The sequence below is a fragment of the Listeria sp. LM90SB2 genome, from assembly GCF_028867355.1.
Classification (GTDB): Bacteria; Bacillota; Bacilli; order Lactobacillales; family Listeriaceae; genus Listeria; species Listeria monocytogenes_B.
In genome coordinates this window covers 2,673,685-2,686,687 of the sequence record NZ_CP046449.1, presented here as the reverse complement: position 1 = coordinate 2,686,687, position 13,003 = coordinate 2,673,685, and the positions used below count along the sequence as shown (strand labels likewise).

Here is a 13,003-nt window from a genome sequence, read left to right as displayed (position 1 = left end):
ACTCCTTTTTTTAAAGTTATTTTTGTGCTGCTTGACTTTGTTTAGCATCAGCGAACATCCGCAAAGTTTGGACGTTTTTCAGTAGGTAATTTGCTGCGATCCCAACCGCGATCCCAGAAAGAATGCCGATGAAAGATAATACTGGCAAATAAAGCATAACGGACCAAGTACCAGCAATCCAACTAGCAATTACGAGCTGACCAACGTTATGTAAAATCCCACCGGTAACACTAACGCCAATGATGCTCACGCGTTTCGGCCCAAGTTGTTGTACGAGCCACATCCCAAGAAAACTTAAGATAGCTCCGGCCGCGCTATACATAAAGGTCGAAATTGTCCCACCAAGCAAAGTGGATAATACTAACCGAATGCAGATAATCATAAAAGTATCTTTTGCCGATAATGTATAAAGCGAAATACACGTAATAATATTAGCAAGACCTAGTTTCGCCCCAGGAGCAAACGCAAATGGAAACGGAATAGCCCGCTCGAGTAAACTAATGACAACCGCTTGAGCAGCCAGAAGTGCTATATATACTAATCGTCTGTTTTTTGTCATAGAAACACTTTCCTATCTATTGGAGGATAAGGTCAGGAAGAGATAATCGGATCATCTGAATCGCCTGAACTCCCGTCACTCGCTTTTACTTCAATTACTAACTTATGTGGAAGACAAACAACTGTATCGCCTTGTTTATCAATTGCTCCAGTCCGAACACATACTTGATCGTTACAGTTCGCTTTACTAATTCGGATTTCTTCCCCCGAAACCTCAATCGTGTTAGTATGTCCATCTGGTTGTTTCACATCAAAGCTTTCCGTCCCTTTGTGCCCAGTGAGCGTAACAGTTTTATATTCTTTACTATCAACAGAAATAACTGCAACAAGCTCTTTTTTTCCGTTAGCAGGAGCCGGTTCATTCGCTTTTACATATGAAAAAATAGCAATCGGCAAAAAGGAGAGTATACAAAGAGATAAAATAATAATAATATCCCAACGCTTCACCATAGAAAGATACTTCTTCACCGTATTGCCTCCTTTCAAAATGTCATGTACAAATCCTATTTTAAAGGATAATGCCTAAATATAATAGGAAAAAGTTCAAGAAATCAACAAATAATAAAAACGGAAGCACCTCCTATGCCAAAACTGGCTTTTGGATGCACTCCCGAGTTTTTATTTAAAATTTTAACTAACTAAATTACTTGTCTCTGTAAACGGATCTTGGCTTACCGTACCACCAATGACCAAGATGTTTTTGGAACCAAGGAACAGCCCAATAATCAAGACCAAATGTGCGTCCAGCGCCATTTAGAAGTGCGATAGAAGCTGGTAACGCCCAGAATTTGTCCCAACCAAGCATAGCGCTTAGTGTAAACATTACTAGGAATCCGGCACTTCCGATACTTACAAGCCAAGTGAATAGACCTACCACCATAGCAAGACCGATTGCAAGTTCAACAAAAGGTACAACTTTTTGCATTACTAGAGCAACATCAAGGTTTGGCATTAGAAGTTCCATAATCCACTGGAACCAACCAGGCATATGACTAAGAATTGGAGTAGTTACATTTGTTGCAGCAGCCCCAGCAGCATCACCGGCAGCTTGACTAGCACCAGATGTAGCAGCAGTTTGTAACCATTCGAATGGCATTTTAGAGGTAGTTGCAGTTAACCAAGAATCAGAACCGATACCGTTAAATAAAGGTTTTAAATTTGTAATACTTACTTTATCCCATGTAGTTTCACCGTAGATTTTAGAAAGAGCTTCGTCAATCCAGAACCAACCAAGATATACACGTAAAGGAAGAACCCAAAGTACGTTACCATAACGAGAAGTCCAACCACGGAAAATGTTGCGGTGATCTTTAATGTGGAAGAATTCATGCATAATATATTGCCACATGTAATAACCACTGCGAATACCGAAGAAGTAATACAAGTTAACCATATGCTTCATTAAAATAGCGAACCAACCAGATAAGTGCATACCACCAAGGTGAGCAACACCGTATTTAGCTCCGATAGAAACCATTACACCATGATATTTACCTTGGAATGGTTCTTTCTCGCCAGTACCGCTCATTTCCACGATAATGCTTTTCGCTGCAGTTAATGCAGTTTGTTCAGCACCTTCAACGATTTGCGGAGTTGGTTTACCTTCTTCATCTTCAAAGTAAGCAAGGTCACCAACGACATAAACGTCTTTAAGACCTTCTGCTTCCATATATTGGTTTACTTTCAAACGGCCTGCACGAGCAGATTCCATACCGTAATCTTTTGTATCAGAGTTAGCGCGAACACCAGCAGTCCAAATTAATGTACTTGTTGGAAGCTCTTCGCCAGATTTAAGTACGATGCTTTCAGGTTTAACTTCAACGATAGCAGCGTTTTTCATGATTTCAATACCTTTTTTAACCATGTAACGTTCAGCTTTGTCAGCGTCTCTTCTTTCAAGCATGTTTAGGATTGTTGGAGCAGCTTCTACTACAACTAGTTTAATTTCAGATGCGTCAATTTTGTTATCTTTAGCAAGACGATCTTTCCATTCTAAAAGTTCCCCAACCATTTCGATACCAGTAAATCCAGATCCACAAACAACGAATGTTAACATTGCTTTACGTTTTTCAACGTCTTGTTCGCGAGATGCTTTCGTTACAGTTTCTTCAATATGATTGCGTAACTTAACAGAATCTTCCCAAGACCAAAGTGTAAAGCCATTTTCGCCAACACCAGGAGTTCCGAAATCATTAGGTTCTCCGCCCATACCAAGTACTAGGTAATCAAACGGATAACTACCGTGCTCTGTTGTTACAACTTTTTTATCATGATCTACATGTGTCACGTTATCAGTTACAAGATTAACTTTTGTTCTATTAAACAAACGACGTAAATCATATTGAATTGCAGTTGGTTCAACACGACCACCAGCAACCTCATGTAGTTCAGTCATCATTGTATGGTACGAATGACGATCGATTAATGTAATATTAACGTCTTTGTCTTTCTTGTATTTCTTAGCTAATTTCTTAGCAGCGTGTACACCTGCATATCCTGCCCCAATTAAAACGATATTCTTTTCAGGCATATGCTTCCTCAACTCCTTGTAAGTTTATTCACAAAAATAAAATGAGTCCAAAATTCCCCACAGTATTATTATAACCTATCATAGTTTAACAGAAACCTCCTACTAATGTCTAGATAGTAAAGAACAATTCTAATCTAAATTTGAAAAATAGGACTTTGTGCAAATGTTACATAATTAAGCAGGCTAAAAGTCCTTGTTTAACATAGGATGTTAGACATTTTTGTTTGCTATTTTGCTAGAAAAGGTTGGCTTTAACTGTTATATATATACCAATAGTCATTATTTTGAAAATTAGATGAATTATGTCTTTAGAATTACAGTAGACAAAACCGGGCGCTGATGGTATCATTTGTATTGTAAAAGTGATATCGCTTTCGCAGACTATCGGTTTGTGTTCACGAAATCACAAACAAAGTTAATCAATAAAACAAAAGGTGGGAGCAAAACATGAAATTGAAAAAAGTAGCAATGGGTATTACCGTGGTAATGGCTTCAAGTTTATTACTAGTAGGTTGCGGTAGCAGTGACGACAGCAGCAAAGACAAAAAGAGCACAGACACAAAACAAACAGAAACAAAGAAAACAGCTAAAACTGATGGTACTATGACTGATGGTACTTACAAATTAGAAGAAAAGAATTTCGACGACAAAGGCTGGAAAGGTTTCATGTCAATCGAAGTTAAAGATGGTAAAATTACAAAAGCTAACTACGATTACAAAAACAAAGATGGCAAATTAAAATCTGAAGATGCAGACTACGAAAAAGCAATGAAAGATAAAGTAGGAACTGGTCCTCAAGAATACTTGAAACAATTAAGCGATTCTTTAGTTAAAAATCAATCTGCAGCATCTGTAGAAGTAGTTTCAGGAGCAACTCATTCTTCTGACGCTTTCATCAACTATGCTAACCAATTAATCCAAGCAGCTCAAAAAGCTGATACAACTACAATTTCCATCAACAACTTAGCTAAAATGGAAGATGGAACTTATAAACTTGAAGAACAAAATTACGCACATGGTTACCGTGTAGTATTCAGCATGGATGTTAAAGATGGCAAAATCACTAAATCTGACTACAACTATGTTGACAAAGACGGCAAACTTAAATCAGACGATGCTGACTACGAGAAAAACATGAAAGCTAAATCTGGTACTGGTCCAAAAGAATACATCCCAGCACTTAACAAATCTCTTGTTGAAAAACAAGACGTTGCTGCAGTAGACACTGTTTCTGGTGCTACTAACTCTTCTAACCAATTCAAAATCTACGCAGCTCAACTTCAAAATGCTGCACAAAATGGTAACACTGACACAATTAAAGTGTACAACCTAGTAGAAGCTGAATAATTAGCGAAATTTATGTACAAAACGGCTGGTCCTAATTTCTAGGGCTAGCCGATTTTTTTATCGAAAAACAGAGGAATTAAGCCTTTTTACTGTAGATTTATTCCTTTTTTTACGCTATAGTTATTCAAGTAAAGATCACGGATTTAGAAAGGTGAAAAAGCTAATGAAGAAATGGAAAATAATAATTTCAGTTATCATATTGGCGCTTGTTGTATCAGCGTGTGGAAATTCTAGTAAAGAAACAAAGAGTGAACCAAGTGATTCAAAAAAACTAATGGATCAACCATACTCCAAAACAGACTTTCTAATGGGCACAGTAGTAACGCTTAAAATTTATGATAAAGGCAAAGAAGACGTGCTTGATAAAGGCTTCGATCGAATCAAAGATCTAGCTGCCAAGATTACCACAAGTGATTCGGAAAAAACGTCTGAAGTGGATAAAATCAACGAACAAGCCGGCAAAAAACCAGTGAAAGTATCTAAAGATGTATACTACTTAATTCAAGAAGGGCTTAAATACTCCGAGAACTCTGGTGGTAGCTTCGATATTACTATTGGGCCGTTAACATCTCTATGGCACATCGGTTTTTCTGATGCGCGCAAACCTTCTCAAGCAGAAATTGACGCGGTGTTACCATTAATTAATTACAAAGACGTTAAAATGAATGATAAAGACCAAACAGTATACTTGGAAAAAGAAGGTATGGAACTAGATTTAGGGGCAATTGCTAAAGGCTTCATTACTGACGAGACTTTAAAGGTATTCAAAGAAAATAAAGTAACAACCTCTATCATAGATTTAGGTGGAAACATTTATGTTCAAGGCAACAACCCGAATGGCAACAAATGGAATGTCGGAATTCAAGATCCGTTTTCTCCGCGTGGAAGTGTTATTGGGAAGCTTCCTGAATCTAATATGTCTATCGTAACTTCTGGTATTTATGAACGTTACCTTGAAGTGGATGGTAAAACATATCATCACATCTTAGACCCGAAAACAGGATATCCGTTTGACAATGATATCGCTGGAGTTTCGATTGTATCTAAAAAATCAATTGATGGCGACGGTCTATCCACCGCTACTTTCTCCAAAGGGGTTAAAGGTGGCATGGACTACATTGAACAATTCGAAGGTGTAGATGCTATTTTCATCAGTAAAGAGAAAAAAGTATACGAAACTTCTGGCTTAAAAGGTCAATTCGAATTAACGGATAAAGACTTCCAGATGGACACGCTAAAAAAATAAACTATTATTATAGAAGAAAGTGAGCAGAATTCGCTCTGGATTCTGCTCACAATAAACTAGAAAAGGGGCTAAAAAGGGGATATGTCAATACCATCGTTTCTGAAGTTGGTTGAAATCCAAACGAAGATAGCTAGTGTTTTTCCGTTTATGTTAGGAACGTTATTTGTTGTGTATCAATATGATATGTTCAAACCTGTTAATACGTTGATATTTTTCGGATCTATGCTCATATTCGACTTGACTACAACAGCGATTAATAACTATATGGATTACCGCAAAGCAACAGACAATCATGATTACGATTATCGAACTACCAGCAATGTAATTGGGCAAGAGCAAATTCCGGTGCGAACAGTTATTATAACTATTTTCTTGATGTTCTTCATTGCTACAGGATTAGGTGTTTGGTTAGTTTTTCGAACAGATCTTTTAGTGCTCTTAATTGGATTTGTCTGCTTTTGTATAGGCATCTTATATACATTCGGTCCTGTACCGCTTTCTCGTATGCCGTTAGGTGAAATTTTTTCAGGCGTAACGATGGGGTTTGGGATTTTCTTCTTAGCTGTATATGTAAATGCATACGACGCGGGAATAGCGAATTTACTTTGGCAAGGAGAAATGGTGACAATCCAGTTCAATCTAATAGAAATTATTCGGATAGGTGTGGTATCCTTACCTTGTATTTTCACAATAGCTAATATCATGCTCGCGAATAATCTCTGTGATTTAGATGAAGATATTCGGAATCATCGTTACACACTTCCGTATTATATAGGAAGAAAAATGGGAGTCTTATTATTTAATGCTTTATATTATGCTTCATTTTTAGCTGTGGTTGTTTCGGTAGCTATAAACTTCTTACATCCAATCATGTTACTATCACTAATAACAATCTATCCAGTGTATCGTAATCTAGTTAAATTCAATAAAGAACAAGTAAAATCAAAAACATTTGTTATTGGTATTCGTAATTTCGTATTAATTAATGCGACATTGACAATTTTAATGGCGGTGAGCGTGGTACTTCAACAACTGGCGTAAAGAAAAGGGGGCTTCTTTGAATGATTGAAAAACTAATATTAGGTCGTTTTGTCCCAGGGGAGTCCTTGATTCATGGTCTGGATGCGCGAACGAAACTTTTAGCAGGCTTTTATTATATCGGCATTTTATTTTTGGCGAATAACTGGTGGACATACGCCTTAATGGTTTTGTTCACACTCATGGTCATTCAAATGACAGGTATCAAGTTAAAAGTGTTTATAAAAGGTGTAAAACCACTTATTTGGCTAATTTTATTTACAGTAGTAATGCAAATACTATTTGCGAGTGGCGGAACGATTTATTTTGATTGGGGTCCATTTACAATCTCTTCATTTGGGCTTTTGAACGGGGTATTTGTGTTTTTGCGCTTTGTCTTAATTATCATGATGTCGACCGTTATCACGCTCACAACGACGCCTATGAACCTGACAGACGCAATTGCTTACATCCTTCGTCCGTTTGCTGTACTCAAAGTGCCGGTGAATGACATTGCATTAATGATTTCGGTGGCACTTCGCTTTATTCCAACCCTTATGGGAGAAACAGATAAAATTATGAAAGCGCAGCGAGCTCGCGGAGTGGATTTTGGTGAAGGTAATCTTTTCGAACAAATGAAAGTTGTTGTCCCGATTTTTATTCCGTTATTTGTTAGTTCGTTTAACCGAGCGGAAGAATTAGCGGATGCAATGGAAGCGAGAGGGTATCAAGGAGGCGAAGGGCGCACGAGATTCCGAATATTGCATTGGCATTTTGGAGATTTGATTGCGGCATGTGTAATGATACTTTTAACCGCGGGACTCGTAATACTAAGAACATCTTAAAAACATTCGATATTAACGGATGTTTTTTTCTTTTGGATAAAATGAGCAGAATGGCTCTGTCAGACAGTTTGAAGATAAACCAAAACCGAGAATCTTCTATATAATAGTTCCTATGAAAATAACTTAAAACTTTTTTCAAAAAGCGGTTGATTACTATCCCTAACCCGTGTATAATAGATAAAGTGCAAATGGACAGGCATTGGTCTGCCCTTTTGACAACGAGCACCCCGGTATTGCCGGGAATGCCCATGTGATGAAGTGAAAGGTTGCTGACACACCCGGCCGCTTTGCCATGGCGGATGTTCAGGTAATTTTCACGGAGAATGTCTACTTTAAAAGTAGGCGAAAAGGAGGGAAAGTAATGGCAAAACAAAAAATTCGTATTCGTTTAAAAGCTTATGATCACCGTATTTTGGATCAATCAGCAGAAAAGATTGTAGAAACTGCGAAACGCTCAGGTGCTTCTGTATCTGGTCCGATCCCACTTCCAACAGAGAAGTCAATCTACACAGTCTTGCGTGCGGTCCACAAATATAAAGACTCTCGTGAGCAATTCGAAATGCGTACACACAAACGTTTAATCGACATCGTTAATCCAACACCACAAACAGTTGATAGCTTGATGCGTTTAGACTTGCCAAGCGGTGTGGACATCGAAATCAAACTATAATAAGAATATATTAAATTAACAGGAGGTGTGACTCATGACCAAAGGAATCTTAGGTAGAAAAGTAGGGATGACACAAGTTTTCACTGAAAACGGCGAACTTATTCCAGTAACAGTAATCGAAGCAGCACAAAACGTGGTACTTCAAAAGAAGACTGTTGAAACTGACGGCTATGAAGCTGTACAAATCGGTTTCGAAGATAAGAGAGCAATTTTGTCAAACAAACCCGAACAAGGTCATGTAGCAAAAGCCAATACTACTCCTAAGCGCTTCATTCGCGAATTCCGCGATGTAAACTTAGACGAGTATGAGATTGGTGCAGAAGTAAAAGTAGACGTATTCGCAGAAGGTGACATCATCGACGCGACAGGCGTATCGAAAGGTAAAGGATTCCAAGGTGTTATTAAACGCCACGGACAATCACGCGGCCCTATGGCCCACGGTTCCCGTTACCATCGTCGCCCAGGTTCAATGGGTCCAGTAGCACCTAACCGTGTTTTCAAAAATAAACTACTTCCAGGTCGTATGGGTGGAGAACAAATCACTATCCAAAACCTAGAAATCGTTAAAGTAGACGTTGAAAAGAACGTTCTTTTAGTAAAAGGTAACGTTCCAGGCGCTAAAAAAGCATTAGTTCAAATTAAAACTGCTACTAAAGCAAAATAATTCATTTGGAAAGGAGGACTAACGAATGCCAAAATTAAGCTTACTTAAACAAGATGGAACAAACGCTGGCGAAATTACTTTAAACGACACTGTTTTCGGTATCGAACCAAATGAAAAAGTTGTTGTTGATGTGATTTTGAGCCAACGTGCATCCCTACGTCAAGGGACTCACAAAGTAAAAAATCGTTCAGAAGTACGTGGTGGCGGACGTAAACCATGGCGTCAAAAAGGTACAGGTCGTGCCCGTCAAGGTTCAATCCGTTCCCCGCAATGGCGTGGCGGTGGTGTCGTATTCGGCCCAACACCTCGTTCATATGCATACAAATTACCTAAGAAAGTTCGTCGTTTAGCGATTAAATCAATTCTTTCTTCTAAAGTAAATGAAGAAAAATTAGTTGTACTTGAAGGTTTGACTTTCGATGCACCTAAAACAAAAGAATTTGCGGCTTTTCTTAAAAATATCTCTGTAGATACTAAGGCACTAATCGTAGTTGCCGGTGAAAGTGAAAATGTAGAATTATCTGCACGCAACTTACAAGGCATTACAGTTATTCCAGCTGAAAGTATCTCAGTACTAGAAGTTGCTAAACATGATAAATTAATTATCACTAAAGCAGCTGTCGAAAAAGTAGAGGAGGTGCTCGCATAATGGATGCACGCGACATCATTAAGCGCCCAGTTGTAACTGAAGAATCTACAAGTATTCTCGACGATAAGAAATATACATTTGAAGTAGATACTCGCGCAACTAAAACGCAAGTAAAATACGCAGTTGAAGAAATTTTCGACGTAAAAGTTGCTAAAGTAAACGTAATGAATTACAAAGGCAAACTTAAACGTATGGGCCGTTATGCAGGTTACACTAACAAACGCCGTAAAGCGATTGTTACTGTTACAGCTGACAGCAAAGAAATTCAATTCTTTGAAGTATAATTCGACTAACTTTAAATAAATCTAACGAGGAGGGGAAACAATGGCGATCAAAAAGTATAAACCTACCACTAACGGGCGCCGGCACATGACTAGTTCTGATTTCGCTGAGATTACTACAAGTACTCCAGAAAAATCTTTACTACGTCCTCTTAAAAAGAAAGCCGGACGCAATAACCAAGGTAAGTTAACTGTTCGTCATCACGGCGGTGGCCATAAACGCCAATACCGCGTGATTGATTTCAAACGTAACAAAGATGGTATTCCTGGACGCGTTGCAACGATCGAGTACGATCCAAACCGTTCTGCTAATATTGCTCTAATCAACTATGCTGATGGAGAAAAACGCTACATCATCGCAGCAAAAGGCCTTGAAGTAGGTCAAACAATTTATTCAGGAGCAGAAGCTGATATCAAAGTCGGTAATGCACTAGAATTAAAAGATATTCCAGTGGGTACTGTTATCCACAATATCGAAATGAAACCTGGTAAAGGTGGACAATTAGTACGTTCTGCTGGAACAAGTGCTCAAGTGCTTGGTAAAGAAGGTAAATACGTATTAATCCGCTTAAACTCTGGTGAAGTTCGCATGATTCTTGCTACTTGCCGTGCTACAATCGGTCAAGTTGGTAACGAACAACACGAACTTATCAACATCGGTAAAGCAGGTCGTTCACGTTGGATGGGTAAACGCCCAACTGTTCGTGGATCTGTAATGAACCCGAACGATCACCCACACGGTGGTGGTGAAGGTAAAGCTCCAATCGGCCGTAAATCGCCAATGTCTCCATGGGGTAAACCAACTCTTGGATACAAAACACGTAAGAAAAACAACAACTCCGATAAATTTATCGTACGTCGTCGTAAGAAAAAATAATCGGATCAATAGATTGAATAAAATTGGTAGCAGGATAGCGAGGACATGCGTTCTCAGCTTCCTGACTATGCGAAGGGAGGTTCCGTCATGGGTCGTAGTTTGAAAAAAGGACCTTTTGTTGATGACCACTTGATGAAGAAAGTGGAAGCAGCAGCAGAAAGCGAAAAGAAACAAGTAATTAAAACTTGGTCTCGTCGCTCCACGATTTTCCCAACTTTTGTTGGACAAACAATCGCAGTATATGATGGACGTAAACACGTTCCTGTTTATGTTCAAGAAGATATGGTAGGACACAAACTGGGCGAATTCGCACCAACTCGTACGTACCGCGGTCATGCGGGCGACGATAAAAAAACTAAACGCTAATTTGAGAGGAGGATATCCTAATGGCAAGTGAAGTTACAAGCGCAAAAGCCGTTGCCAAAACGGTTCGTATTGCTCCTCGCAAAGCTAGAATCGTCATTGATTTAATTCGAGGCAAGCAAGTTGGCGAAGCAATTGCAATCTTGAAGTATACTCCAAGATCAGCTTCCCCAATTATTGAAAAAGTATTAAAATCTGCTATTGCTAACGCAGAGCATAACTATGATTTAGACATTAACAACCTTGTAGTAGAGGAAGCATTTGTTGACGAAGGTCCAACACTTAAACGTTTCCGTCCACGTGCACAAGGTCGTGCAAGTGCAATCAACAAACGTACTAGCCACATCACAGTTGTGGTATCTGAAGTGAAGGAGGGATAATTCGTGGGTCAAAAAGTACATCCAATAGGTATGCGTATCGGTGTCATCCGTGATTGGGACTCCAAATGGTACGCGGAAAAAGATTATGCGGACTTCTTACATGAAGATTTACGCATCCGTGATTACGTTGCAAAACGTCTATCTGACGCTTCTGTTTCTCGTGTAGAAATCGAACGTGCAGCTAACCGTGTGAATATCACTATTCATACTGCAAAACCTGGTATGGTTATCGGTAAAGGTGGTTCTGAAGTTGAAGCATTACGCAAAAACTTGAACGAACTTACTCAAAAACGTGTTCATATCAATATCGTAGAAATCAAACGTGCTGACCTAGACGCAAAATTGGTTGCTGAAAATATCGCTCGTCAATTGGAAGGTCGTGTATCTTTCCGTCGTGCGCAAAAACAAGCTATCCAACGTACTATGCGTGCTGGAGCAAAAGGTATCAAAACTCAAGTATCTGGTCGTCTTGGCGGAGCGGATATCGCTCGTGCTGAACACTATAGCGAAGGAACAGTACCTCTTCATACATTGCGTGCCGACATCGACTACGCATGGGAAGAAGCTGACACAACTTATGGTAAACTAGGCGTTAAAGTCTGGATCTACCGCGGTGAAGTCCTTCCTACGAAGAAAAACAATGTGGAAGGAGGAAAATAATAATGTTAGTTCCTAAACGTGTAAAATACCGTCGTGAATTCCGCGGAAACATGCGTGGACGCGCGAAAGGCGGAACTGAAGTTGCATTTGGTGAATACGGTCTTCAAGCAGTTGAAGCTTCTTGGATTACAAACCGTCAAATCGAAGCAGCTCGTATCGCAATGACTCGTTACATGAAACGTGGCGGTAAAGTTTGGATTAAAATTTTCCCTCATAAATCTTACACTTCTAAACCAATCGGGGTTCGGATGGGTAAAGGTAAAGGTGCTCCGGAAGGTTGGGTAAGCCCAGTCAAACGTGGCAAAATTATGTTTGAAATCGCAGGTGTTCCTGAAGATGTAGCGCGTGAAGCATTACGTCTAGCAGCACACAAACTGCCGGTCAAAACTAAGATCGTTAAACGTGAAGAAATTGGTGGTGAAGCAAATGAAAGCTAATGATATCCGTGATTTATCCACTACCGAAATCCAAGATCAAGAAAAAGCTTTGAAAGAAGAGCTCTTCAACCTGCGCTTTCAATTAGCTACTGGTCAATTAGAAAACACCGCACGTATTCGTGAGGTTCGTAAAGCAATTGCCCGTATGAAAACAATCGTTCGAGAAAGAGAACTTGCTTAAAAAAGAATCGTAAGGAGGTTTTAATACATGGCTGACCGTAACCAACGTAAAGTTTATACTGGTCGTGTTGTATCCGACAAAATGGATAAAACAATTACCGTGGTTGTTGAAACGTACAAGAAACATGGTTTGTACGGTAAACGCGTGAAGTATTCTAAAAAATTCAAAGCGCATGATGAAAATAACATTGCAAAAACTGGCGATGTAGTTCGTATTTCCGAAACTCGTCCATTGTCTGCAACTAAACATTTCCGTTTACTAGAAGTTGTAGAAGAAGCAGTAATTATCTAAATCAAAA

Annotated in this window: 18 protein-coding genes; 15 read left to right on the top strand and 3 right to left on the bottom strand. The window is 39.1% G+C overall.

Annotated features, from left to right (window positions below):
* Positions 1-16: 16 nt before the first annotated feature.
* From eetB to GL301_RS13355, 3 genes are all read right to left on the bottom strand, one after another.
* On the bottom strand, positions 17-559 hold the full coding sequence (gene eetB, locus GL301_RS13365; RefSeq protein ID WP_003723627.1) for a flavinylation system FAD exporter subunit EetB: 543 nt from the start codon (positions 557-559) through the stop codon (positions 17-19).
* A 32-nt stretch (positions 560-591) separates the two neighbouring features.
* Positions 592-1,026, bottom strand: coding sequence for a flavin-based extracellular electron transfer system protein EetA (gene eetA, locus GL301_RS13360; protein ID WP_003727690.1), 435 nt, complete (start codon positions 1,024-1,026; stop codon positions 592-594).
* Between the two features lie 175 nt (positions 1,027-1,201).
* The gene (locus GL301_RS13355; RefSeq protein WP_003726299.1) at positions 1,202-3,088 is read right to left on the bottom strand and encodes an FAD-dependent oxidoreductase; all 1,887 of its coding nucleotides are present in this window, start codon (positions 3,086-3,088) and stop codon (positions 1,202-1,204) included.
* Positions 3,089-3,535: 447 nt separating this feature from the next.
* On the opposite strand from GL301_RS13355, the gene pplA reads away from it, so the two are divergent.
* The 15 genes from pplA to rpsQ all read left to right on the top strand — a co-directional run bounded on the left by pplA (position 3,536) and on the right by rpsQ (position 12,996).
* On the top strand, positions 3,536-4,435 hold the full coding sequence (gene pplA, locus GL301_RS13350; RefSeq protein WP_003727691.1) for an extracellular electron transfer flavoprotein PplA: 900 nt from the start codon (positions 3,536-3,538) through the stop codon (positions 4,433-4,435).
* A gap of 163 nt (positions 4,436-4,598) precedes the next feature.
* Positions 4,599-5,681 carry an FAD:protein FMN transferase gene (locus GL301_RS13345; RefSeq protein ID WP_003726729.1) on the top strand — a complete coding sequence of 361 codons (1,083 nt, stop codon included), beginning with the start codon at positions 4,599-4,601 and terminating at the stop codon, positions 5,679-5,681.
* 81 nt (positions 5,682-5,762) lie between these two features.
* Positions 5,763-6,722, top strand: coding sequence for a 1,4-dihydroxy-2-naphthoate polyprenyltransferase (gene menA / locus GL301_RS13340; protein WP_003727692.1), 960 nt, complete (start codon positions 5,763-5,765; stop codon positions 6,720-6,722).
* Between the two features lie 20 nt (positions 6,723-6,742).
* Positions 6,743-7,543 carry an FAD export ECF transporter transmembrane subunit FmnA gene (fmnA, locus tag GL301_RS13335; RefSeq protein ID WP_003726731.1) on the top strand — a complete coding sequence of 267 codons (801 nt, stop codon included), beginning with the start codon at positions 6,743-6,745 and terminating at the stop codon, positions 7,541-7,543.
* A gap of 361 nt (positions 7,544-7,904) precedes the next feature.
* Positions 7,905-8,213, top strand: coding sequence for a 30S ribosomal protein S10 (gene rpsJ / locus GL301_RS13330; protein WP_003720954.1), 309 nt, complete (start codon positions 7,905-7,907; stop codon positions 8,211-8,213).
* A gap of 34 nt (positions 8,214-8,247) precedes the next feature.
* Positions 8,248-8,877, top strand: coding sequence for a 50S ribosomal protein L3 (rplC, locus tag GL301_RS13325; protein WP_003726733.1), 630 nt, complete (start codon positions 8,248-8,250; stop codon positions 8,875-8,877).
* Positions 8,878-8,902: 25 nt separating this feature from the next.
* A complete protein-coding gene (gene rplD, locus GL301_RS13320; protein ID WP_003727695.1) occupies positions 8,903-9,526 on the top strand; it encodes a 50S ribosomal protein L4 in 624 nt (207 codons plus the stop codon).
* Positions 9,526-9,810: a 50S ribosomal protein L23 gene (rplW, locus tag GL301_RS13315; RefSeq protein WP_003720948.1), complete on the top strand. Its 285-nt coding sequence runs from the start codon at positions 9,526-9,528 to the stop codon at positions 9,808-9,810. Before rplD ends, rplW begins: the two co-directional genes overlap by 1 nt.
* Positions 9,811-9,850: 40 nt before the next feature.
* Positions 9,851-10,684, top strand: coding sequence for a 50S ribosomal protein L2 (gene rplB / locus GL301_RS13310; protein WP_003727696.1), 834 nt, complete (start codon positions 9,851-9,853; stop codon positions 10,682-10,684).
* An 87-nt stretch (positions 10,685-10,771) separates the two neighbouring features.
* Positions 10,772-11,050: a 30S ribosomal protein S19 gene (rpsS, locus tag GL301_RS13305; RefSeq protein WP_003720946.1), complete on the top strand. Its 279-nt coding sequence runs from the start codon at positions 10,772-10,774 to the stop codon at positions 11,048-11,050.
* A gap of 20 nt (positions 11,051-11,070) precedes the next feature.
* Positions 11,071-11,427 (top strand): 50S ribosomal protein L22, encoded by a 357-nt coding sequence (rplV, locus tag GL301_RS13300; protein ID WP_003727697.1) that lies wholly within the window; start codon positions 11,071-11,073, stop codon positions 11,425-11,427.
* A gap of 3 nt (positions 11,428-11,430) precedes the next feature.
* A complete protein-coding gene (gene rpsC, locus GL301_RS13295) occupies positions 11,431-12,087 on the top strand; it encodes a 30S ribosomal protein S3 (RefSeq protein WP_003720944.1) in 657 nt (218 codons plus the stop codon).
* A 2-nt stretch (positions 12,088-12,089) separates the two neighbouring features.
* Positions 12,090-12,524, top strand: a complete 435-nt coding sequence (gene rplP, locus GL301_RS13290; RefSeq protein WP_003720943.1) for a 50S ribosomal protein L16 — start codon at positions 12,090-12,092, stop codon at positions 12,522-12,524.
* Entirely contained in the window at positions 12,514-12,705 is a 192-nt protein-coding gene (gene rpmC, locus GL301_RS13285) for a 50S ribosomal protein L29 (protein WP_003720942.1), read from the top strand. Before rplP ends, rpmC begins: the two co-directional genes overlap by 11 nt.
* Before the next feature lie 27 nt (positions 12,706-12,732).
* Positions 12,733-12,996 carry a 30S ribosomal protein S17 gene (gene rpsQ, locus GL301_RS13280; RefSeq protein ID WP_003720941.1) on the top strand — a complete coding sequence of 88 codons (264 nt, stop codon included), beginning with the start codon at positions 12,733-12,735 and terminating at the stop codon, positions 12,994-12,996.
* The last annotated feature ends 7 nt before the right edge of the window (positions 12,997-13,003 follow it).

Bases quoted from the DNA above. Each gene is read 5' to 3' on its own strand.
- menA (WP_003727692.1), top strand. From the start codon at position 5,763: ATGTCAATACCATCGTTTCTGAAGTTGGTTGAAATCCAAACGAAGATA.
- GL301_RS13355 (WP_003726299.1), bottom strand. From the start codon at position 3,088: ATGCCTGAAAAGAATATCGTTTTAATTGGGGCAGGATATGCAGGTGTA.
- GL301_RS13345 (WP_003726729.1), top strand. From the start codon at position 4,599: ATGAAGAAATGGAAAATAATAATTTCAGTTATCATATTGGCGCTTGTT.
- rplW (WP_003720948.1), top strand. From the start codon at position 9,526: ATGGATGCACGCGACATCATTAAGCGCCCAGTTGTAACTGAAGAATCT.
- rplP (WP_003720943.1), top strand. From the start codon at position 12,090: ATGTTAGTTCCTAAACGTGTAAAATACCGTCGTGAATTCCGCGGAAAC.
- eetB (WP_003723627.1), bottom strand. From the start codon at position 559: ATGACAAAAAACAGACGATTAGTATATATAGCACTTCTGGCTGCTCAA.
- fmnA (WP_003726731.1), top strand. From the start codon at position 6,743: ATGATTGAAAAACTAATATTAGGTCGTTTTGTCCCAGGGGAGTCCTTG.
- rpmC (WP_003720942.1), top strand. From the start codon at position 12,514: ATGAAAGCTAATGATATCCGTGATTTATCCACTACCGAAATCCAAGAT.
- rplV (WP_003727697.1), top strand. From the start codon at position 11,071: ATGGCAAGTGAAGTTACAAGCGCAAAAGCCGTTGCCAAAACGGTTCGT.
- rplC (WP_003726733.1), top strand. From the start codon at position 8,248: ATGACCAAAGGAATCTTAGGTAGAAAAGTAGGGATGACACAAGTTTTC.
- pplA (WP_003727691.1), top strand. From the start codon at position 3,536: ATGAAATTGAAAAAAGTAGCAATGGGTATTACCGTGGTAATGGCTTCA.
- rpsJ (WP_003720954.1), top strand. From the start codon at position 7,905: ATGGCAAAACAAAAAATTCGTATTCGTTTAAAAGCTTATGATCACCGT.
- rplD (WP_003727695.1), top strand. From the start codon at position 8,903: ATGCCAAAATTAAGCTTACTTAAACAAGATGGAACAAACGCTGGCGAA.
- rpsQ (WP_003720941.1), top strand. From the start codon at position 12,733: ATGGCTGACCGTAACCAACGTAAAGTTTATACTGGTCGTGTTGTATCC.
- rpsS (WP_003720946.1), top strand. From the start codon at position 10,772: ATGGGTCGTAGTTTGAAAAAAGGACCTTTTGTTGATGACCACTTGATG.
- rplB (WP_003727696.1), top strand. From the start codon at position 9,851: ATGGCGATCAAAAAGTATAAACCTACCACTAACGGGCGCCGGCACATG.